Below are 22,598 nucleotides of genomic sequence, written 5' to 3'. Positions count from 1 at the left end.
TTTACTCCTGAGCTAAAATAAAGAGAAAATATTCTTTACGGGAGGTTTTAGGTTTATATTCAATTAAAATTGTTCTTTTAACTATGTTTTTCTCTACTGAGAATACTAAGTCAGGAATTGCTTCCAGCTTTATAATTTCACTAGCTTTATACTCTGTAAATTGGAAGGTTTCCGAGAATTCTAATGATAAATTATTTATATCTATAACTCGTTTGGAGCTATTTCTTGGAAATTCTAACTCTAGAATCCCGTTTTTGTTAAAACATAACCCAAATTGTTCTGCATTTTCAATTGTTTTAATCAATGCCCACTCATTTTCTTGTATAGGAATTAATTTAACATTGTCAATTAACACTGATTTATCTTCTGGGTTTCCTTTTTTCTCCCACCAATTTCTTTGATTAATGATTAAGTGTAATCCACTGCTGAAAGGAACATTCTGAATATTGAGTTTGATGTTACTTCCTGGTTCTATTTTCCGTTTTTCTGGCGTATTACTTGGAAGAAAAGCAATAGATTCATTTACATTTTCTAACGAATTTTCTAAACTTTTATTTGTCGAATTTTTGGGACTAATTATAGCTAAAGGCTTATTTTGATTACCTATTATAACAAAATTAAAATTCAGAGACGTATTGATATTTTCTGCAAGTTTTAGATTCAGATTCTCGACACCTGTAAGTTTAAGTTGAGGGATAAATCCTTGAAATAATTTAATAATATCTAATAACTCTTGATTCATAAGCATTATCTCCTTTCTCTACACCTAATTAATTTGAGAGCTTGAGCAAAAGTACCAATATTAATAAAATTATTTTTAATAAATCCTAGAAGAATTAGTCTTGTCTTACCTCTAAAGCGCTATTATCACTCTCATTAATAAAAATATCGCAAAATAATTGCTGAAATTTAGTTTCAGCAATTTTATTTTATAAAAATGGTAAGTTAAGTCAAAAAATAGCGTGAGTACTACATACTTACAATATACAGCACTTACACTAATCTTACAATTCAACTTTAGATGGACGCTTTTTTATTACTCTCATTAGAGAATATTTAAAACCTTGTTTTTCCGTGCTGGCTTCCAAATAAAGATTTTTTGGCTTTACCGATCAAGGCTTTTAAAAAGATTCAAGGTCAGCATCTTATTATTCTCTCATCAGATATATAAAAGAGGGCTAAAGTCGAGTTACAAGTTATGATGTGTTTACGCTGAAGAGCAAAAAATTTTAAGAGTATCCCAAATTTACAAAATATATTGAGGTAAGATACTCGTAACCAATCTCTGCATATTATCAGGACTTAGGCAGTGAAAAGTTGAAACCCCATCCTCCAAGCAAGCTTAAAAAAGTGGAGAATCTTAAAAGCCCCGAATTGCGGGGATTAGGAGATATTTTGTGTGTAAATATTAAATGATTTTCTTCCATAAGTTATGTTACTCTTGTTCAAATTGAAAATTAAGCTTCAGTAAACTGTTAGCCCAAGAAGAATAGATATCTCCAGAAATTATTATTCGTTGGCTAAAACCCTTGTAGAGCCGTAGCAGTGCTACGGCTCTACATTCATTTTCGGAGAAGTCTAATTTATGCAAACAGATTGTGGGTTATAACTTTGGACTGATAACTATCTTAGTGAAACCAACAAGTTTTGATTAATGGTCATTTGTAAATCGGTATTTGGGTCAATGGCGATTAAGTCAACACTATTCTTCCCGAAGAACAAACCAACCAACGCACCGATACCAGCACCACCCAAGACTTCTTCTGTGGCGATCGCGCGATCGCCAGTGACAGCAGATACCGCAGTTGCCGCACCTGCGCCCAATACAGTATTCTTGATAATTGAGCTAACACTAGTACCCTTCTTGACGGTTTCAGTTTTGGTAATAACGTCAGAAGTAGCGTTCAGCTGATACTCTTGACCACTGGTCAAAACCAGTTTTTCAGCAACGAATTGAGAACCACCCGTAGCAGGTTTGAGTTGACCAACAACTTGACTACCAGCAGGAATCACTACAGCTCCGTCTTGCGTAACCACGTTTTGGGATACTGTCAATGTCAAGGGCGAGGTTTCATCCTTTGTAACGAGAATTTTTTCTGCCTTGTCATACTTCACAGGAATAGCAGTCCCTTGAGCAATTGTCACTGAGGTAGGTGTTGGGGTAGTAGATCCGACAGCCACAACATAAGGTGAGTTAATTGCTGAGGCTTGATTAGAACTAACCAATGCTTGGTAGATAAAAGCTGCTACCTGAGCGCGAGTGGCGGTTGCAGTTGGATTCAGGAAGTTCACATTCGGATAGTTGACCACAATTTGTTTTTCAGTTGCTGCTGCGATCGGGCTACGGGCATAGCTAGCGATATTAGAGGCATCGTTGAAGTATTGCAGAGTGCTTTCGGTATTACCACTGGGGCTATATTCCAGACCGTTAGCAAGGGAAACTAAAACTTGTTGGCGGGGGATAGCTTGATTAGGCTCAAAGCGATTTCCAGGATATCCAGATAAGAAACCAATGGTATAAGCTTGCTGAATTGCGCTGGATGCCCAATAGTTGCTAGGTACATCAGCAAAACTGATTGGCTGGCGTTGCTGTGCTTTTTGGAAAGCTTTGTTGACCATCGCGGCAAATTGAGCGCGTGTCACCGGTTCTTCGGGACGGAAACTACCATCAGGAAATCCGGCAATTACACCTCGTTGAGATAATTGTTGAATAAATTGTGCCGCCCAATAGTTAGATGAAACATCAGAAAAAGTCGTTTGAGCTAAAGATGGTGAAGCTGTAATGAAAGGCGCTACAGTACCGACTGTGACGCTAAAAGCCATGAGTGCAGCTGTTCTAGATTGCCAACGATTTAAGTTAAACATTATTTTTTTGCTCCAGTTATATTATTTTTTTACTGTTAATTACTTAGACATTTACTAAAGTACAAGGTTCCTAATTTTTCTGCTTTTTGTCAAAACCATGACTTTAGTCATACAGCCATAATTAAAAAAATCTATGCCAAACGAACTAGCTAATAAAAGCAATGTCATCACACAATTATCTATTAGTAAAGTTCCTCAAATATAGATCCTGAGTGAGACGATGTAGAGCCAGAATAGTTGCTATTAAATAGAAAATTTTATGGCTAAAAGTAAAGGCGATCGCACACTCTATTTAAAGTAGCGATCGCCTCTTGAATAACTATTTAAGTCAACAGATTCTAATTGTGACTGATAGAGGTGTTGAAGTAGTAGACTCAACAACCATTGTATAGGGCGAGTTAATTGCTAAGTTTTAACACAACATAAGGCGAGTTAATTGCTGAGGCTTGATTAGAACTAACCAATGCTTGGTAGATAAAAGCTGCTACCTGGGCGCGAGTAGCAGTTGCGGTTGGATTCAGTAACTTGACGTTCGGATAATTCACCACAATTTGCTTTTGGGTTGCTGCGGCGATTGGGCTACGGGCATAGCTAGCGATATTAGAGGCATCGTTGAAGTATTTTAAAGTGCTTTCGGTATTACCACTAGGACTATATTCCAAACCGTTAGCGAGGGAAACTAAAACCTGTTCGCGGGGAATAGCTTGATTAGGCTCAAAGCGATTTCCAGGATAACCAGATAAGAAACCAATGGTATAAGCTTGCCTAATCGCGCTGGATGCCCAATAGTTACTGGGTACATCAGCAAAACTGATTGCTGGCCGTTGTTGGGCTTTTTGGAAAGCTTTGTCAACCATTGCGGCAAATTGAGCGCGTGTCACCGGTTCTTCTGGGCGAAAGCTACCATCGGGAAATCCGGCAATTACACCTTGCTGAGACAATTGTTGAATAAATTGTGCCGCCCAATAGTTAGGTGAAACATCAGAAAAAGCAGTTTGAGCTAAAGATAGCGGGGAGCATCCCACTTTGATGAGTTTGTCTTGCAAAGGATAATTCACTGGAACGCAAACAAAATCTGCTGACTTAGCCTCTATAGATGTCCGCGTTGGTGGATTTTGTTTATCTAACTGTGATTTCAAATCGTCAGATATTTTTTCGAGAGTGGGATGCTTACTTAAAAACTCTGAGTCTGCAACAATATCGTGAGGCCCCTTAGCAGTTATTTTAGAGCTATTGAGATAGATATTATAATCATAAACAACGTTTTTGTTTTTAGTGTTGTTATTAATATTTTTCCCAGGAAAAGCATAGAGAATGTTCCTGAGAATTCTGACATCAGATGAGGTATGAGCAAATATTTGTCCACCATTAAGTTCTGGACTCTGATTATTTAAAAAAGCTGTGTTATTGACAATATCAACATGGTCGCTAAAAAATGCATGAATACCCGATCCACCATTATTAAATGCAAGATTGTTTTTAACTAAAGTACGTCCTTTATATGGGGCTAGCTTTGAGTTGTCTTGATTTCTTGTACTATCGATAATAATGCCATTACCGTCTGTGATCTTTCCGACTGCAATCCAAGGGATGTACATACGATTGTTGTAGGTCTTGTTGTTGGTAACAAACATCTTGTATCCCTTGTTGTTGTCAGAATTCCAATTATTCAACATTGAAATCCCACTAGAACCATAAACACCATACCAGGCATTATTAAAGACCACATTATTATCTATTGTCACATAGTCTGCTTGAATCGCTGAAATACCTGCTCCTCCACAGTCATGCACTTTGTTGTTCAGAATACGAATGTGATGAACATGACCATTCGTTCGTCCGTCAATGTTGATACAGTTTCCATTCGTCAGTGGGTTTTGTTTGTTAGTCTTCTCACTCATCGCATAATCAAGGGTGATATTGGCATTGTTTCCTATAACCTCCAGCCCGTTGATCTCGATATATGAAGCTTTATTTGAAATCGTGATACCATTCCATGTATTGTGCTGAATTTTTGGAAAATGCCCAGGATATGCTTTATACCTAATCCATGCATTTGCAGTTCCAGAACGTTTAATACTTACTACACTCCCAGCTTTGCCTGTATTTCTGTATACTCCGTTCATAATCAATACTGTATCGCCAGGGTTCGTAAGGTCTGCTGCTTTTTGAATTGTTTTAAAGGCAGATGAAGTAGAAAGTCCGCTATTCTTGTCGTTTCCAGTACCACTAACATAGTATGTTTTCGGTGTTGAATTCGCGCTTATTAGCTCACGGCTAGATAGGCTCACTTCGTTGTTAGTGGATACCTGGCGGACGTTTTCTACTAAAGATACTTTTATATTGTCTCCCGGAACCAAAAGACTTAATACTACGGGAATTGCAAGATATGTGCTTAAACCGAAACCTTGAATTACCACAAGAAAAAGCTCCTTGATCGCTACTACTTAACAAAAGTATCAGGATATTCCATAATTTTGAATACTCTTTTGGATACAGAATACAATAGAGTCAATTTTGAAATAAGTATTACAACAAATATCGATATTGATTAAGACGATATAGAGGTTTAATAGTTGCTGTTAAATAGAAGTTTTTAAGGTTAAAAATAAAGGCGATCGCACACTCTAGTTAAAGTGGCGATCGCATATCAGGGATAATTAAATTCACAACTTGAATCAAGTTAAATTTAGTAGCGGGATCGTGGTACTAAATTCAAGTTAGAATTCAGTGTGAGTCTCAAATCTTGTGCAGGTCTGAGGACAAATGCATTTCCTTCTTTTTTCCGCAACAGCACGCTAGCACCCGCACCCGCAGCCGCACCGATAACAGGTTTTAAATCGTCAATTTTGCGATTACCAGTAATTAGTGAACCTAAAAGACCAGCACCTCCACCAATAGCTGCGTCAGTTAAAACCTGACTTGTGTTAGCCCCTTGTCTAACTTTTTGAGTTGTGGTGTATGTCCGAGAAGTTGCATTAATCGACTGACGCTGACCATTAGAAAATTCTAATTCTTGAGCGACAAACCGTACACCTTTTCCTTGGTTATCATCATCTCTTGTATCTCTGGAATAACTATCTAAGTCAACAGATTCTAGCCGTCCATTTACTTTCGTACCAGCAGGAATCAAGACGTTTCTATTTCTGTCGATAATGTCGTTCGCTATTCTCAAGGTTAGAGATTTACTTTCTCCAGGAGCAATAGTAATTGTCTCTTTCTCGTAGGTGACAGGAAGAGCAACTCCAGAAGGAATGGTAACGTTTCCGTATTGCCCAGTTCTGTTTTGATCAATTCTGTATTGAGCATTAGCAGGAGCCAAGCTGAATAGGGGGCTAATGACGGTTGTAGTAACTGCTATTGCCATAAGTGCAGCAGTTCCAGATTTCCATTGATGTAAGCGTGTCATAAGATGGTTATCCTTTGTATATGTGATGTATTTAATGACGAGGATTCACTGAGTTTGTTTCTGACTGTTTTGGAACCGGTCTATAGGCGTATTCCGAAGATAAAAGTACTTATAATGATGGGAAGTCTTTGCGATCGCGCAGACGTAAACCGTCATAAACATCGCTTGTCAGAATTTGTATTTTGCTAATGTGCGTTACTAAAATTAAAGATGAAAGGTTTACACGACGTAAATGAGTATCATTTTGTTCCAAAATGCTGTTTTATTACTCATGCCCACATATATAAGCCATTGAATAGAGGCGAATGGGTTGACTATGAACTCTTACTTCCATTCTAGATTTATTTGCGAATATTTGTGAAATATTTTCGGTTTTTTAACGAATAATTCACTATCTATTATATGGGTATTTATGATTGCTGCTGACGCTGTTTAATCTCTGCGATCGTTAATAACAAAGTATCTTCTATTTGCTGTCGAATTTCATGGTTGACATAACAATCGCTATTTAAACAAGATATAGCAGTTTCCGGACTGGTGAGGTACTTTTTCAAAGCTACTAACCTCGATAACAAAGATTTGGGTGTACCTCAGTTGCTTAGAAAACGCTATATAGGCACTTCAGATTATCAAACTTTTGCCAAAGCCTTCTTGTTTCTCATAGCATACTTATTTTTCAGCACTGGTAGAGCTGCAAGGATTATACCTATACCAAGAATAGTAGACGGTTCAGGAATGGAGGAAGAAGATGTATTAATACGTTGAGCGAAGATACCTGCTTGACCTTTTTGGCTACCTTGTGTCTGCCAAGCTATTACAAATTCTGCTGAATCATTATTAGGAACAATTGAAAAATCGTAGATTTGATTTCCTTCTGAAGCAATGGTGAAGGGATCACTGATTAGATTGCCTGATGTACCAATAAACTGCCCAACTAAGCCAGATTCGTTTATCCATGCAAGTAGATAAGTTTGTAATGTTTCGTTAAAAGCAACAGACAAAAACTCATAAGATACATTGCTACTGACAATAATCTCACTGCCTATTATTGTCCCACTCTTATCAAGAAACCGACCACGGATTTGTGGATATTCAAAATTCCTATAAATAATGAGAAATTGTTTACTAATAGGGTTAAAAATTGTTCTGATAGGACTTAGAGGCGTTGCCCCAGATTTAAAATCTGGTGGCGGTACAATTTCAAGTTGTTCGCTTATTAGTCTACCGTCTGCATTAATAAAACGACCTTGTACCGTAAATTTGGGAGAACTTCCTTGCTCACGCCAGGTTGCTAAGTATTGGTTATTAACACTGTCTAATGCAACCTGTCCATTGGGAGCGCTGTCACCAGAAGCATCAAGACGAATATTAGAATTAATTAAGGTTCCATCCGATTTAATTCGCTGCCCCAAGATTCTGTTAGCTGGCTCGAAGGCTCTAGCTGTCTGGAAGTATTGGTTAACTTCAGGATTATAAAGTAGACTAATTTCTTGCCCTGCACTACTGATTAAAAAATTGTCTCCAATGAACTTGCTGTCTGCTGTTAGTAGTTGACCTACAGAGTTGTTATAAGGGAAAATTGGGTCTCCTTGAACTTGAAAACTCACTAAGTATTGATTATCAGTACTGTTATAAGCAATAACTGGCTGAAATTGACTACCTAAATATCGACGAGATAAGTTGATGTTTCCCTCAATTAAAGAACCTGTAGTGGAGAACCTCTGTGATACCAAAACTTGTTGGGAAGACTCTATATAAGCCCATACAGCTATATACTCTTGCTCAATACTGTTGTAAGCTAAGGATGGATCGGATGCATATCCTGTTCCTTCTGATAGTTTAATAGGATTGCCTATTAGCGCTGCATGTGCAGAGTTAATTCCTATCGTTGTTAAAGTCAATACGGTGGTAGAAATAAAAAATTTAATTGGTTTGCAAAATTTTTTATTCATGTCACTTTTGAATAAAATTTTTGAAAAGTTAAGAGATAGTAAAAATTCTTGCAGTTCTAACATCTTCAAAAAGTCCATTATCGGTTCGGTATAGAGTGTAGCAAAAACATATGGATTTGAGGAAAGATAGAAATCATTAAGCCATGTATCAATAGCTTTTTGCCTACCAGCAGCAGCTTTGATTTGAGTACCAACTTGGAAAGCAGTGGCTAATCCACTAGCTCGTAGCGAACTTAGCGATCGCCCGGACATAAGCTAACCATTACACTTTTGCTGATTCTAACTGCCAATTTGGCTATTCATGCTCACCGCATACACAACTCACTCATATCACAAACTTGTATTTAAGCCTACAACAAACACTCACCTGTCAAAGTATGGATGTAGTGATTCAAACGATTTGGGAGTGAGTCGATGTTATCTAAGAAATTTCCTTCAAGAGATGAAGTGCTGGCTGTTGTAACGCTGATTATGGTAATTGGTTCTCTCACTCTTGCAGTTATCGATGAGAAGAGCCGCCCTCCATTTCTCGATTTAACCAAATTTGCTGTCGGTACATACATTGGATTGTTGATACCTCGGTCAAGGTCAAGCGATCGCGATGTCTAAGACGAGCTACGCCTACGCAACTAGCCAATAACAATCCTAAATAATTCCCAAGAAACAAGCTCCCCGACTTCTTTGCAAAGTCAGGGATCTGTAACTTTCAATTCTCACAAATCAAAAAATAATGTTTTCTTCTCAGACAACAGAAAGAAATAACAAAAGTCTCCTGGAAAGTTTCATTTTTCTCCGAAGACAGTAAAAGTTTTTCATGCAATAAGAAAAATTGACTGATAGTATTGTAAATTTTTGTAAAATTGATGTCTTCAAGACTAGAAACCTGATATCTAGATAGCTAAACTAACAAACAGTGCATCTGTACTGTTATTTATTAAAAATAGATGTGGCGCTATAGCGTGAATGATCCCAGTACAACTTATCCTCAAAAACTTCCTTAGTTACCGTGATGCAACTTTAGATTTTGGCGGTTTGCATACGGCTTGTATTTGTGGTTCCAATGGTGCGGGTAAATCCTCCCTTTTAGAAGCAATCACTTGGGCAATTTGGGGTGAAAGCCGCGCCACTGCTGAAGATGATGTCATCTATTCTGGTGCAAAAGAAGTTCGGGTTGATTTTACTTTCCAAAGTAACCAGCAAAAATATCGGGTAATTCGTACTCGAATTCGGGGAGGTACTAGCGTTCTTGAATTTCAAATAGAAATACCATCTGGGTTTCGCTCACTCACTTGCAAAGGGGTAAGAGCAACACAGGATTTGATTTTAGAACACATCAAGCTTGATTACGATACATTTATTAATTCTGCCTATTTACGTCAAGGTCGTGCAGATGAGTTCATGCTCAAGCGTCCCACAGAACGCAAAGAAATTTTAGCGGAGTTGTTGAAACTCAATCAGTATGATGATTTAGAAGAACGGGCAAAGGAATCTTCTCGTCAGTTCAAAGCGCGGGCAGTGGAGTTAGAGCGTTCTTTGGAGTCGATAAAAATTCAGCTGCAACAACGCGAAATCACCCAAGCGCAAAGAGTAGAGTTAGAAGCCGAACTCAACCAACTGCAACAGGTGCAAGCTTTTGATAATATTCAATTACAAAGTTTGCAAGTTGTCCAGCACCAGCGCCAAAATTGGGAACAACAACTTAATTTTATAAAGCAGCAATACCAAAATCTTACCCAAGACTGCGATCGCCTCCAACAAGAACAATCAGCTATTGGCTCTCAGCTATCAGATTTAGAAAAAATATTACACCAAGAAGCTGAAATTAAAGCTGGATACGCCCAATATCAAAGTCTTCAATCTCAAGAAGAAGCTTTTGCTGTCAAATTTGAAGAATACACCCGCGCTGGGCAGAATCGCCAACAAAAGCAACAACAGCTTACCAAACAAATTCACGAAATCGAACGGCAACTGCAACAAGCCCAAGCGCAGCTAGAAGCTTTGCAGCAACAAGAGCGAGACATTCAGCAAACTCTGACTAAATCAGGTGAAGTAGAAGCTGCTTTGTCACAGCTAACCGCAGCCCGTCACCATGTTGCTCGTTTAGATCAACTGCAAATGCAAGTGACTCCCTTGTTGCAACAACGATCAACTTTACAAAGTCAACTTGATCGCACTCATGCTGGTTTGGTAGCGCGACTCGAACAACTCCAAAATACTGAAAACCAATTGCAACGCCAGCACCGCCGCCAACCGCAACTGCAACAAGCAGTGATGGATGTAGCAATCCAGATTGAGGAACTGGAGAAAAAGCGGGTTTATCTACAACGAGTTCAAGAAAAAGGGCAAGAAAGGCGGCACTTTATCGAACGTCTGCAAGCTCATCAACGGGATTATGAAAAACTGCTGGGAGAATTAGAGCAGAAATTACAAATGCTCCAAAATCCTGAAGCACTTTGTCCATTATGTGAGCGTCCTTTAGACGAACATCACTGGAGTCGGGTAGTGGAAAAAACCCAAAGTGAGTTAGAGGATACTCAAGGGCAGTTTTGGGTAGTGCGAGAACAAATGGCTGTATCTGACCGAGAAATTCAGGTACTTAGGCAGGAATATCGCGATATATCCCAACAATTGGCGGGCTATGATGGTTTACGCGAACAGCGGGGACAGTTAGCAGCCCAGTTAGAAGCGACAACTGATGTTCAACAACAGTTACAACAAATTGCTGCTGAAAAACAGCATTTAGAGCGATCGCTCCAAGCTGGTGACTACGCTCCCGATAAACAAGCCGAACTCCGGCAGTTAGACCAATATCTGCAACAAGTTAATTATAATGAACAAGACCACGCCCTCGCCCGGAGTGAAGTTGAACGGTGGCGATGGGCAGAAATTAAACAAGGGCAAATTAAAGATGCGACTAAGCGACAAGCGCAACTATTAGCCCGAAAACCAGAATTACAATCCCAAATTGCCCAATTACAAGCCAGAATCCAACAAGATCAGATTGATTCTGAATGTGCTAAACAAATCGCGGCTCTTGAGCGTCACATTACTGAAATTGGCTACAGTTCTGAGCAGCACAACAATTTGCGTATAGCTGCAAAGAAAGCTCAATCTTGGCATTTGCGGTATCAACAACTGTTATCAGCCCAGCAGCAGTATCCCCAACTCCAGACGAGATTGCAAGAGTTAGAGGAATCCAGAAGCGCCAGATTAACCGAGCGGCAAAAACTCGGCGGACAAATCGAAAGCATTATTCAGCAACTACAAGCAACAGCTAACCCCTCTGCCCAAATTCAAGCTCTAGAGCAGCAGTTAGCAATCCGCAGACGGCAACTTGATGAGCAAATTACAAAGTTAGGGCGTTTAGAACAGCTGGCGCATCAACTCGAAACGCTGCAAATTCAGTACGAACAACAGCAGCAGCAACTACAAGCTTGCAAGCAAGAATATCGAGTTTATCAGGAATTAGCGCAAGCATTTGGTAAAAATGGTATCCAAGCATTGATGATTGAAAATGTCTTACCGCAACTTGAAGCTGAGACAAATCAACTACTTTCGCGGTTGAGTGGAAATCAATTTCATGTACAATTTATTACTCAAAAAGCTGGACGCAGTGCTAAATCAACTAAGAAAAATGCCAAACTGATAGACACTCTAGATATTTTAATTGCCGATTCTAGAGGAACACGAGCTTATGAAACTTACTCTGGTGGTGAAGCATTTAGAATTAACTTTGCCATCCGTTTAGCTTTGGCGAAATTATTAGCGCAACGGGCGGGAGCGGCGTTGCAATTGTTGATTGTGGATGAAGGTTTTGGTACACAGGATGCTGAAGGATGCGATCGCTTGATTGCTGCGATTAATGCGATCGCTTCCGATTTTGCTTGCATTCTCACCGTTACCCACATGCCCCACCTCAAAGAAGCCTTCCAAGCCAGGATTGAAGTGAATAAAACTCAACAAGGTTCGCAGTTGAGTTTGTCAATTTAATTGTATTTTACCCGTGCATCCAGACCTAATGAGCGAAGCTTTTTGGTTAGTGTTTCTGCTTGGGCGCGATCGCTAAATGCTCCAGCATTCACATAATCCCCTAGATTGGATTGCTCCGCGACAGCGCTGGGTATATATTGTTGCACTTTACTCAGAGTATCATTACTGGAAATTGGAATTATTACTCTGTAAGGATTATTGGCAACTAATGTATTGCCATTGGTAACAGGTACTACATAATCATTTGCAGGAGGTAATGCATAGCGGTTAGTGTCAGCTAATACATAATCATTATTTTGAGTATAATTACCCCCAGTTGAACCATTTAACCCCAATGCTTCCCAAGTTTGCCAATCTACATTTCCAGTAGAATTAATTCGAGAATATTGCTGGAATGCAACCACAGATTGTCTGGTGTAATCGTTGAAAAGTCCATCAGGATTAGCATTAGAGAAACCCAACTGCACCAAACGCTCTTGAACTACTCTGACATTTTCTCCGCGATCGCCTACAGTTAGATAATTTCTGCCTGGTTGTTGAATACCACCTGTAGAGACTCTACGCACTGAGTCCAAAACTAGGGCATTAGCAATGCCATCAACAGGTAATCCATTATTTCGCTGGAATGCAATTACAGCTTCTCTAGTCATTGGGCCAACATTCCCAGTGGCATCAGCATTTAAATAACCTAGCTGCCGCAAACGCACTTGCAGTTCTCTGACTTGTTGAGTGGAAAGACTCGATCTTCCTGGAGTCGGAGAGGAACCCATTAGTGCGTTCCAAGTTTGTCGATTCACAATCCCGTTAGCAGTTATGCGATAACTTCGCTGGAATGCAATTACAGCATCTTTAGTAATTCGTCCAAAATTCCCAGTGGGATTAGTATTAAAGTAGCCTAATTGCCGTAGACGCTGTTGTAATCTTGTGACGGCTGCACCAGTTTTGCCTTGAGAAAGAGTAGGATATTGACCAACTGGCGCTCGCGATGCGCCACCGATACTTCTATTAGAACTTCTACTTTGACACGCTCGTTGCAAGGCTCGTTGAGTACTAGCACCCACAACTCCATCAGCCGATATTCTATTGGCTTGCTGGAATTTAATCACAGCATTTTGAGTCAAGCTAGCAAACTTACCTGTCACTGGGCCGTTAAAATAGCCTAACTTTTTTAAACATCTCTGGCTACTGCTAACTTCAGGCCCATTACTTCCTATTTTCTGAAGTGCTAAAGCTTCTCCAGCAATACTCAGAAGCCCTGTAATTAGAGCCACAGACAAAAGACGCATTGCAGCACTAGTCGATAACTTTTTCCAATTTAAAAATTTAAAATTAACTACGATAGGAACAACCTTGATGTTTTCGGATGCCTCGTAGACTGAGGCAAGCTTGATTAAATGGCTAGCTACCCCTGTTTTCACTTGCTTTTTTCAAGTTAATGAATATAAAAAAGTATACCACTTACTATGTGTAATAATTACTTTTCGTATGATTCTTTACAAGTAAGTGTCCTGGGAAGCAGAGAGTGGGGAGATGAGGGAGATAGGGGGACAAGAGGACAAGGGGGTAAACAAAACTCCTAACTCTTAACTCCTAACTCAGCACGGGCTAAACGCCCCGCTTCCGCTAACAGCACTCAGCACTCCTAATGCCCCATGCCCCATGCCTATTGTTCATCAACTTTTTCAGTATTACCTGCTTTCACCCAACCTTCTTGTTCGCTACCTTCCAAACGGATCTTTTGCCAAGCTTTATCCTCGCTTTCTGACAAAATAATAATTTTTTGATTAAAAGTAACTCCACCAATCTTTTCAGCTTCTTGATTTGGTTGCGATCGCAAACTCAAGCCTTCAGCCCAACTAACACGTCCTCGGTAAGCTCCCGATGGTAATGGTTTTGATGATGGGGTAGCCTTTGGTGATTCTGTAGGAGTAGAGGTTGGGCTTGGAGACGATTGAGGAGATGTCCCAGGTGTAAGAGCGGGCTTACTTTCTCCAGGCTCAGTTTTTTTAGGAGCTTGGGCTTTCACCGAAGGACTATCATTGGAATAAATGGGTTTGGCAGGGGCTATGCCAGTACGATTCATAAAATAGAGTGCAATTGCGGCACCGCCACCTATTAGCACAGCGATCGCTAAGAAAAACCCCAGTATAAACTTTGTTAAGCCAGACAACATAATTAAAACCTGATTATCAAGAGTCAAGGGTGAAGGTGAGCCAGTCATGTGCGTATTTTCCCCCCATTGAGGGGAGCGGTGTTGAACTGGCTCTCAAGGGTTACGAGTAAAGAAACAAGTAACCCATCAGTATAAGAATCAATAGTCCATAATAATTCATCATTAACTATTGACTTTTGACTAACTGATTATTGTAGCTATGCTGAATAGACATCTGGTGAAATTAAATATGCGTTATCCAGAATCCTTGTAGAGACATAGAAGTGCTACGCCTCTACATTTTTTTGGATTCACGTAGTGCGCCGGAGGCGTTCGCTCAAAGGACTGTGTTTAGATGCTAAACGCGCTCTCCCAGCAGCAGCCCATTCTTGGAGTTGCTGAATTTGCTCTACAGCAGTTCGTGCTAAGGGTATGATCTGACTGGCTGCTTCTAAAATGTCGTCGGTAGCAAAGTCGCGGTTTTGGCTAAATCCAATATGCATCGCTTCAATTAAAGTTTGCTCAATCTCGGCCCCAGAAAAATCGGGCGTTTCATAAGCTAACCTTTCGATGTCATAACTTTTCAAGTTATGGGGGCGCAGTCGGGATAAATGAACATCATAAATTGCTTTTCTCTCTTCTTGGGTGGGCAAACCCACAAAGAAAATTTCATCAAATCGCCCCTTGCGGAGCATTTCCGGCGGTAAGGCTTGGATGTCGTTGGCGGTGGCGACGACAAACACGGGTGAGGTTTTTTCGGCTAGCCAGGTAATAAAAGTACCAAACACACGGCTAGCTGTTCCGGCATCACCTTTACTACCAAGTCCGGCAAAGGCTTTATCTATTTCATCAATCCACAAAATACAGGGAGCTAAAGCTTCAGCTACTTGGATCATTTGGCGAGTTCGAGATTCTGATTCACCCACCAAACCACCAAATAACCTTCCCACATCCAAACGTAGCAGGGGTAAATGCCAATGATGAGCGATCGCTTTTGCCGTTAACGATTTACCAGTCCCCTGAATACCCACCAACATTAAACCACGGGGGTGCGGTAATCCGTACTGTCGCGCTCGATCTGTAAATGAACCTCCCCGCCGAATCAACCAATCTTTCAAGTTATCCAGTCCGCCAATATCAGAAATTTGCTCAGTGGCAGGATAGAAGTCCAGGATTTGGGTTTGGCGGATAGTTTGGCGTTTTTCCTCCAAAACCAGATCCACATCTTCTGGTCGCAATTCTCCGTGGGTTGCGATCGCTCTTGCCAAAACCCGGCGAATTCGTTCCATCGAAAGCCCTTGACAAGATAGCACCAAATCATCTAAAAGTTTGCCAGCAAGGGAGTTACTAGTACCTTGTAGTAAGCGTTCTATCTCAGTTCTAATTTCTGGCGCGGCGGGTAAGGGAAACTCGACGACTGTCAGCACTTCGGTTAAATCGTCAGGGATGGCGATGCGTGGTGACAATAGGACAATATTTTTTGGTTGCGATTTGAGGAGTCGCGACAGGTTGCGGAGTTTGCGAGCGATCGCTACATCATCTAAAAAGCGATGATAATCTCGTAAAATCAATACCGCAGGCGCGGAAGCTGGTAATTTTTCGATAAATTCTAAAGCTTGTAACGGGTTACGTCGTCCAAACCCAACATCATTGGGGTTTCCTTGGTAGCCATCGACAAAATCCCAAGTATACACTGGGCGATTACCCTGGTTGGTGGCTTCTTCCCGGATAGCTGCTTCTACCCGCTCCTCTTCGTATGTGGGAATATAAATCAAAGGGTAGCGGGCACGTAGGAGCAGTTTAAACTCTTCACGGAAGTTCATAATGTAACTGTGGTTATTAGTTCTTCTCTCATTGTTCAGGTTTGTATCGCCTCTCACAACTAAAAAACCAACATCTACCAGTTCATAGCGGTTATCAGTGCGATCGCTCTATGTGAGATATTTTTTAAAGGTGATCGCTCTTTTACAACAAAAATCATGTATTTAAACCACATCTGTCATAGGGGCGCAAGGCCTTGCGCCCCTATGACATGTCTATCTACCTGAAAAATAGCTGTAAACTAGAAACCCGACTTCTTCAAGAAATCGGGTTCTACATAAATCTCATAAATTAACTGAGTAAAGTAATAGATACGTTACTATCCTGGAAGTTGCCTTTTCAGTGCTTCCAGAGAAGCCCAACGGTTATCAATTGGAGTTTCAGGAATATCATCAGAATTATCTACTGTACTACTTACAGCAATACCTGGACAATTGCGATCGCACAGTTGCCGTTGTGGTACTGCCAAGCACATCTGCTCATACAGCCATTCGTTTGGATAAAAATAACCATCAGGCGGTAAACTTTCCAACAAATCTTCCATGACTACTTCCCTTTCTAAGGGCAAGTCATTTGCCTGATTTACCGTTTCGTCTAACCAGATGATTTCTTTCGTATCAAGCCCTAAACGATGATTGTATTGCTGCAAGCAGCGGTTGCAGGTACAGGTAATAATTGTTTCTGCTTGACTAGATACTTGTAAGTAATTACCATGATGCTGTACGCGCACGTAGCCGCGAACTGGTGTCAAAGTTTCCAGACCAGGCAGAAATTCATTAACCTGAACTTCCTCTGTCCGCTCCGGGGCTTGAGTTAGCTGCGGAATATAAACTGCGTCCATAGGATTTGTGAGACATCCTCACTGAAATTTATCTTGATTACCAGCGACTATACTGATATTGAATTTTTATTTTATCTCTTAAGAACAAGAGAAATTTTGAAATTATATATGGTATGGTTATGAGTTTTCAATTAACTCCAAACTCATAACTCTTAACTCCTAACTCCTAACTCCTTCCAACGAAGCTGGACAGACAACCAGATGGCGATGTGGCTCTTTACCGCGACTGAAGGTTTCTAAATCTCCAAATTCCTTTAAGAAGGTATGAACTTGACGCCGTTCAGCAGAACTAAGAGATTTGATTTCCACTTCTCTACCAGAAAAGCGCACTTCATCGGCTACTGCTTCTGCTAATGCGCGAATTTCGGCTTCTCTTTTGACCCGGTAGCCATTTAACTCAATGGTGTAAGAGGCTTGTTCTTCCGGGGGTTGGCTAAGGTTTAGAACCGAATTTGCGAGATACTGAATCGCATCTAACACAGAACCATCAGCACCAATTAACACCTGGATTTGTTCTGATGTCAAATTGGTTTGGTCAATAGTCAACCAGTAGTTATCTGGTTCTGGAGAATCGCCGTCTTGAGATTGGGCAGTTTCTAAATGACCCTGAATCTCAGCAGGTATTCCAGTGAGTTCCAGCAGGGTTTTTAACCACTGCTGACCTCGCTGCATCGGAATGTCGCTCATGATCCCCCTGTCGCCTTTTTCTTAGGACTTTTTGGTTCAAATGGTAATGCTTTTTGTTCTGTGACTGCTGCTTCTTTCTCCTGGGTTTCTACAATTTTTTGCAGTTCCTCCGGTAGAGGTTCGCGAGAGAGAAGATAAGTTTGGGCGGTTTGGAAAATATTACCAATCACCATATACATCAGCACCCCGGCTGGTAGGGGGAAGAACAAGAACATCCCAGAAAAGATAACGGGGGTGATTTTGTTAACTGTATCCTGCTGCGGATTGCCACCACTGGAATTTTGCCCGGAAAGCATTTGGCTAACATAAAGGCTGATTCCAAAGAAAACGATCATGGCGACAATATCCCAGTGGATTGTGCCATCTGCATCTTGTGCGCCAACCCTGCCTAAAGCATCAATAAATAGAAAGCCTTTTTCTGCTGCTAATCCAGGAATTGTTCCTTGAATGGTGACATCTCCTGGTTGCAAGGCTTCTACATTGCCCTCGGCATCAATTTTTATCCTATCTTCACCCTTGGTAATTTTCCAATCAGGAATCAGTTTATTTTCTGGGTGTTCTGCTAAGAGTACCTGAAATGGTTTACCTTCAACAGTCTGATACTGTATCTTTGTTTGTTCTCCCACCGCTAATTTATTTCCGCTGGGAATAATGGCAGCTACTTTAACGTGTTCCCCATCTGCAATGTAAATATTTTGAGGAGCAGTGGCAAAGGCTTGTGGTTGAATTTGTTCGATTTGTTCTGCAGGAAGAATTTGCAGGTTAACGCTATAGTTCGCACTTGCAAAAGGCGAACCCCGCAAAGTAGCAAACAGCGCTAACAAGACTGGCATTTGCACTAGTAATGGAAAGCAGCCTGCCAAAGGGTTGCCAAATTCTTTTTGGACATTAACCATTTCCTCCTGCTGCTTTTGCGGATCGTCCTTATAGCGCTCTTTAATTTCTGCCATCCGCTTCTGCATCAGAGGTTGTACAATTCGCATTTTCCGCATATTGCGAATTGAGCCAGCACTCAGGGGATAGAGCGCGAAGCGGACTATCAGGGTCAAAGCAACGATCGCTAATCCGTAGCTAGGCACAATACCATAGAAGAAATCTATGATTGGCAGCATCACGTTGTTCGAGAGAAAGCCGATACCAAAATCCATTATTCTGAATTCAACCTGAGGTACTGTAAACTGAATCTAATTTATCTAAATCATGATTTGTCGGCGACTATCTTTCGCTACGGATAGCCGCACATTTAAATGGAGCATTGGGAATTGGGCATTGGTTCATTTTCCTCATCTTCCCCTGCTGCCATCACTGATTGGCAGTGGCGCTAAATTCGGGATTTTTCGCAGCAATTCTTTCGTTTATGTAGTCATAGACTTCCCGAAAATTGGGAATTGCACGCAATTCCAGACGACTGCCGTTTTTTAGGGTGATCGCCATATCTCCCCAAAAGCCAATGCCACGGGGAACTTTGACGATTTTGACAATTTCTGAGTAAATTACGTCAGTGCGATCGCGTCCCTGCCAACCTCCAATCACAGTAATTCGGCGATCGGTGATGCGGAAACGCAGCCACAATGCCCTGACAATTGCTCCAACTGCTAATGGTAGCCCGACAATGGTTAGCCCAATCAGCAGGTTGACAATTAAATCCCCAACATGGGGGCCACCTTCATAATAAACATCTTCACGAATTCCCATCGAACACCTCAGCTTGTGCCAACAACTGCTCTAATTCTTGCAGAAATTGTCGGCTTACGCACTTAGATTCTGCTGCTGTAGGTTTGACAATGAATACTAACCGCCATCCTGGTGATAATTTTGGCAGCAAGTTGTATAAAGCAGCAGTAATTTGCCGTTTGATTCGGTTGCGAACCACTGCCCTTTTGCTGACTTTCGTGCTAATTGAAATACCAATCCGCGTGCTAGCAAGGAGCTTTGAGTCAGTTGCTTGTGTAGTCTGGCTGGCAGTGTCCAAAGAAGGTTTCATTGAACACAAAGGCTTTAAGGCTCTCAATGTTAAATAAGAGCCATGACGCCGAATTCCTTCCCGGAAAACTGCCTGGAAATCCTTTCGGGATTTTAGCCGATTTGCTTTGGGCAAAGCCACAGATGCTCTTTTAGCTTGATATGCCCTAAACAGCCAGACGGTGACGGCCTTTTTTTCTTCTGGCGCTAATCACGTTTCTGCCGTCTGGTGTCCGCATCCTGGCGCGAAAACCAGAGGTTCTTTTTCTCTTACGGCTAGTACCGCCCAGTGTTCTTTTCATACTCTTCTCCTCTTAGGTGATTTTTATAAAAACTCACAATCTCTAATTTTATCACTTTGTTAGGGAATTGGGAATCGCCGATTGGTTATATCCCCACTCCCTACTCCCGATTCTTAATTAATGCTCAAAATCCATGTTCCCATGTAGCGTAGTAGTGGCACATCGCCAGGGGAGAGTACTTGACAGTTAAAATAGTAAACTCCGCCGAAGGATGGGTTTTTCACGTTAGATAACACTACCTCGACTGCACTACCTGCTGGTACTGGCTCTTGAGGAAAAATATTAATCAGTTTACCTTCTTTGTCCCACTTCACCTCAGAAAGCGGTACTGCTTTGCCTTTGACTCGGACTTCAATTTTTTTCTGGTCAAAAGTTCCTTTGTAATAATCAGGGTAGTTAATGGCAAATTGACCAACTGCCAATTTCATTCTTTTGGCTGGAATCCTTAATATGTATCGATCCCAACCATTAGCTTGTCCCCCAAAATCTAATCGGAAGGGTAGCTGATTTTCTTGTTTGACGCCGCTAAACAGCGTAAATCCAGGTAAGCTTTGCGCCCAAGTCAAGGTTGGTAATCCAGTAACCAAAAAGCTAGTCACGGCTAAAGCAGAAAGTAAACGTCGCATAATTGGGCTTCCTCTACGAAAATATAAATCTGTTATCTAAAAATAACTGTGTGTTAGTATTCTTTACTAAACTTTACTACTGACTTCCTGACAATGGACGTTTAATTCCCAAAAAAAGTGCCATCCTGCCTGAAGTTTAGGCAACAGTAAAGGTACTTAGTATTAAAACAACCGTATATTAATTTACTTCATTACCCTTGTGTAGCCATGATTTGATTCCCAAGTTGGGTCAAATTTGAACTAGATATAAACACAGTTAAGGGTGGGATTGTGTTTCTAAATATGTATAAGTGTATCTAAATTTGAGAATTTTGTTATAAAAATTGAGGTGTGCCATCAGCGATCGCCAGTTAACTTGGGCTAAATTGATTAAAATAAGTTGGATTGGAATCGAACTCGTAATCATTAAAATTTGATTGGGAAATTATCAAGGTTTCAAAATTCGGTCAATATTACTCTATAAGAAAGGAATACCAAAATTTTTCAATCCCGAAAACAAGCTAAAGATAAAGATGCAAAATTTGGGAATCAATTTAGGATGTGCAATACGTAACCCTGTTTGCAACTATCTGAAAATATGACATCTGCGAGCGGCAAAGTGAGGCTTTGCCTGGAGAGCTAAGAGTGGGAGAGGAAAGATTCAAGGTTCAATCTACAAGTAAAATTCATGGCTGATGTTCCTGCCTAAGTACTATGAGTGGGGGACATCTATCATCTAGACATCGCTTACTTGGCAGAGATTAAGTATTTATCTTCAGGAGATTTCATGAGAATAGCAGTTGCTAAAGAAATTGAGGTTTGTGAACGTCGTGTGGCATTAATTCCTGACACAGTTGCCCGATTGGTAAAACAAGGTTTGGAAGTGTGGGTAGAAGCAGGTGCAGGAGAGCGATCTTTTTTTAGCGATCCTGACTATGAAGCAGCAGGAGCCATAATAATCAGCGATACTGCCAAATTATGGGGTGAAACAGATATTCTGCTGAAAGTCAGTCCACCGCAAGAACGAGAAGATGGACGTTCAGAAATTGATTTGTTAAAGGAAGGGGCTGTTTTAGTCAGTTTCCTCAATCCTTTGGGAAATCCCATTGTGGCGCAGCAACTAGCAAATCGGAAAGTCACAGCTTTGAGTATGGAGATGATCCCCCGTACTACCAGGGCACAAAGTATGGATGCTTTGTCCTCGCAAGCTTCATTAGCAGGTTACAAAGCAGTATTAATTGCCGCAGCAGCATTACCGAAATACTTCCCGATGTTAACCACAGCCGCAGGTACGATCGCGCCAGCCAAAGTATTTATTATGGGCGCTGGTGTAGCGGGATTGCAAGCGATCGCCACCGCTAGACGTTTGGGAGCAGTAGTAGAAGCCTTTGATATCCGTCCCGCCGTCAAAGAAGAAGTGCAAAGCTTAGGAGCAAAATTCGTTGAAGTCAAATTAGACGAAGAAACCGTCGCTGCTGGCGGTTACGCCAAAGAAATTTCTGAAGCTAGTAAACAACGTACTCAAGAAGTTGTTGCTGAACACATCAAAAATTCTGATGTCGTAATTACTACTGCTCAAGTACCTGGAAGACAAGCACCACGGCTAGTAACAGAAGAAATGGTGGCACAAATGAAACCAGGTTCAGTAATTGTGGATTTAGCTGCTGAACAAGGTGGTAACTGCGCCTGTACTGAACCCGGCAAAGATATTGTGTGGAATGGTGTAACAATTATTGGCCCTATCAATCTCCCATCATCAATGCCAATTCACGCCAGCCAATTGTATGCCAAGAATGTAACATCGTTGATTCAACTGCTAATTAAAGACAAAGCTTTACAGGTGGATTTTGGCGACGACATCGTTGATGCTGCTTGCGTTACCCATGCAGGTGAAATTCGCAATCAACGAGTGCGGGATGCACTACAAGCATCGAATACTCAACAACCGGCGGTTAATTAGGGAGATGAGGGAGATGAGGGAGATAGGGGGACAAGAGGGTAAACAAAATTCT

General features: G+C 41.0%; 19 protein-coding genes and 2 pseudogenes. 3 read left to right on the top strand and 18 right to left on the bottom strand.

What is annotated here, in order from left to right:
- Nucleotide 1 precedes the first annotated feature (1 nt).
- The 8 genes and pseudogenes from RMY27_RS05245 to RMY27_RS05215 all read right to left on the bottom strand — a co-directional run bounded on the left by RMY27_RS05245 (nucleotide 2) and on the right by RMY27_RS05215 (nucleotide 8,478).
- Nucleotides 2-742, bottom strand: a complete 741-nt coding sequence (locus tag RMY27_RS05245; RefSeq protein WP_322661063.1) for a hypothetical protein — start codon at nucleotides 740-742, stop codon at nucleotides 2-4.
- Between the two features lie 881 nt (nucleotides 743-1,623).
- On the bottom strand, nucleotides 1,624-2,865 hold the full coding sequence (locus RMY27_RS05240) for an S-layer homology domain-containing protein (protein WP_322661061.1): 1,242 nt from the start codon (nucleotides 2,863-2,865) through the stop codon (nucleotides 1,624-1,626).
- 416 nt (nucleotides 2,866-3,281) lie between these two features.
- A pseudogene (locus RMY27_RS05235) lies at nucleotides 3,282-3,923 on the bottom strand (S-layer homology domain-containing protein); the annotation flags it as partial.
- Between the two features lie 273 nt (nucleotides 3,924-4,196).
- A pseudogene (locus RMY27_RS35435) lies at nucleotides 4,197-4,766 on the bottom strand (right-handed parallel beta-helix repeat-containing protein); the annotation flags it as partial.
- A 788-nt stretch (nucleotides 4,767-5,554) separates the two neighbouring features.
- Nucleotides 5,555-6,274, bottom strand: a complete 720-nt coding sequence (locus RMY27_RS05230) for a conjugal transfer protein TrbI (protein ID WP_322661058.1) — start codon at nucleotides 6,272-6,274, stop codon at nucleotides 5,555-5,557.
- 109 nt (nucleotides 6,275-6,383) lie between these two features.
- Nucleotides 6,384-6,527 (bottom strand): hypothetical protein, encoded by a 144-nt coding sequence (locus RMY27_RS05225; RefSeq protein ID WP_322661056.1) that lies wholly within the window; start codon nucleotides 6,525-6,527, stop codon nucleotides 6,384-6,386.
- Nucleotides 6,528-6,684: 157 nt separating this feature from the next.
- Nucleotides 6,685-6,828 (bottom strand): NACHT C-terminal helical domain 2-containing protein, encoded by a 144-nt coding sequence (locus RMY27_RS05220; protein ID WP_322661054.1) that lies wholly within the window; start codon nucleotides 6,826-6,828, stop codon nucleotides 6,685-6,687.
- A gap of 75 nt (nucleotides 6,829-6,903) precedes the next feature.
- A complete protein-coding gene (locus RMY27_RS05215) occupies nucleotides 6,904-8,478 on the bottom strand; it encodes a hypothetical protein (RefSeq protein ID WP_322661053.1) in 1,575 nt (524 codons plus the stop codon).
- A 162-nt stretch (nucleotides 8,479-8,640) separates the two neighbouring features.
- Between RMY27_RS05215 and RMY27_RS05210 the strand changes: the two genes are divergently transcribed.
- Both RMY27_RS05210 and RMY27_RS05205 read left to right on the top strand, forming a co-directional pair.
- Nucleotides 8,641-8,835, top strand: coding sequence for a hypothetical protein (locus tag RMY27_RS05210; protein ID WP_094350888.1), 195 nt, complete (start codon nucleotides 8,641-8,643; stop codon nucleotides 8,833-8,835).
- Nucleotides 8,836-9,189: 354 nt separating this feature from the next.
- Nucleotides 9,190-12,216: an SMC family ATPase gene (locus RMY27_RS05205; RefSeq protein WP_322661049.1), complete on the top strand. Its 3,027-nt coding sequence runs from the start codon at nucleotides 9,190-9,192 to the stop codon at nucleotides 12,214-12,216.
- Here RMY27_RS05205 and RMY27_RS05200 read toward each other — a convergent pair.
- The 10 genes from RMY27_RS05200 to RMY27_RS05155 form a co-directional block, all read right to left on the bottom strand.
- Nucleotides 12,213-13,634, bottom strand: a complete 1,422-nt coding sequence (locus tag RMY27_RS05200; protein ID WP_322661047.1) for a peptidoglycan-binding protein — start codon at nucleotides 13,632-13,634, stop codon at nucleotides 12,213-12,215. The two genes, RMY27_RS05205 and RMY27_RS05200, sit on opposite strands and share 4 nt — an antisense overlap.
- Nucleotides 13,635-13,879: 245 nt before the next feature.
- Nucleotides 13,880-14,389 carry an SH3 domain-containing protein gene (locus RMY27_RS05195; RefSeq protein WP_322661119.1) on the bottom strand — a complete coding sequence of 170 codons (510 nt, stop codon included), beginning with the start codon at nucleotides 14,387-14,389 and terminating at the stop codon, nucleotides 13,880-13,882.
- A gap of 290 nt (nucleotides 14,390-14,679) precedes the next feature.
- A complete protein-coding gene (locus RMY27_RS05190) occupies nucleotides 14,680-16,191 on the bottom strand; it encodes an AAA family ATPase (protein WP_322661045.1) in 1,512 nt (503 codons plus the stop codon).
- A 317-nt stretch (nucleotides 16,192-16,508) separates the two neighbouring features.
- Nucleotides 16,509-17,030 carry a DUF177 domain-containing protein gene (locus tag RMY27_RS05185; protein WP_322661043.1) on the bottom strand — a complete coding sequence of 174 codons (522 nt, stop codon included), beginning with the start codon at nucleotides 17,028-17,030 and terminating at the stop codon, nucleotides 16,509-16,511.
- 159 nt (nucleotides 17,031-17,189) lie between these two features.
- Nucleotides 17,190-17,717, bottom strand: a complete 528-nt coding sequence (locus RMY27_RS05180) for a protein jag (protein WP_322661041.1) — start codon at nucleotides 17,715-17,717, stop codon at nucleotides 17,190-17,192.
- On the bottom strand, nucleotides 17,714-18,865 hold the full coding sequence (yidC, locus tag RMY27_RS05175; RefSeq protein WP_322661039.1) for a membrane protein insertase YidC: 1,152 nt from the start codon (nucleotides 18,863-18,865) through the stop codon (nucleotides 17,714-17,716). The genes RMY27_RS05180 and yidC overlap by 4 nt, the downstream gene beginning before the upstream one ends.
- 154 nt (nucleotides 18,866-19,019) lie before the next feature.
- Nucleotides 19,020-19,412: a PH domain-containing protein gene (locus RMY27_RS05170; protein WP_289798076.1), complete on the bottom strand. Its 393-nt coding sequence runs from the start codon at nucleotides 19,410-19,412 to the stop codon at nucleotides 19,020-19,022.
- Nucleotides 19,399-19,821: a ribonuclease P protein component gene (gene rnpA, locus RMY27_RS05165; RefSeq protein WP_322661037.1), complete on the bottom strand. Its 423-nt coding sequence runs from the start codon at nucleotides 19,819-19,821 to the stop codon at nucleotides 19,399-19,401. Before rnpA ends, RMY27_RS05170 begins: the two co-directional genes overlap by 14 nt.
- Nucleotides 19,822-19,846: 25 nt before the next feature.
- Nucleotides 19,847-19,981: a 50S ribosomal protein L34 gene (rpmH, locus tag RMY27_RS05160; protein WP_084227158.1), complete on the bottom strand. Its 135-nt coding sequence runs from the start codon at nucleotides 19,979-19,981 to the stop codon at nucleotides 19,847-19,849.
- A gap of 113 nt (nucleotides 19,982-20,094) precedes the next feature.
- Nucleotides 20,095-20,607, bottom strand: coding sequence for a DUF2808 domain-containing protein (locus tag RMY27_RS05155; RefSeq protein WP_322661036.1), 513 nt, complete (start codon nucleotides 20,605-20,607; stop codon nucleotides 20,095-20,097).
- Nucleotides 20,608-21,373: 766 nt separating this feature from the next.
- On the opposite strand from RMY27_RS05155, the gene RMY27_RS05150 reads away from it, so the two are divergent.
- Nucleotides 21,374-22,546 carry a Re/Si-specific NAD(P)(+) transhydrogenase subunit alpha gene (locus RMY27_RS05150; RefSeq protein WP_322661034.1) on the top strand — a complete coding sequence of 391 codons (1,173 nt, stop codon included), beginning with the start codon at nucleotides 21,374-21,376 and terminating at the stop codon, nucleotides 22,544-22,546.
- Nucleotides 22,547-22,598: the final 52 nt, after the last annotated feature.

This window comes from Nostoc sp. DedQUE09, from assembly GCF_034530915.1.
GTDB lineage: Bacteria > Cyanobacteriota > Cyanobacteriia > Cyanobacteriales > Nostocaceae > Nostoc.
The sequence above is the reverse complement of the archived record's forward strand: the minus strand, read 5'-3'. Positions and strand labels throughout refer to the sequence as shown.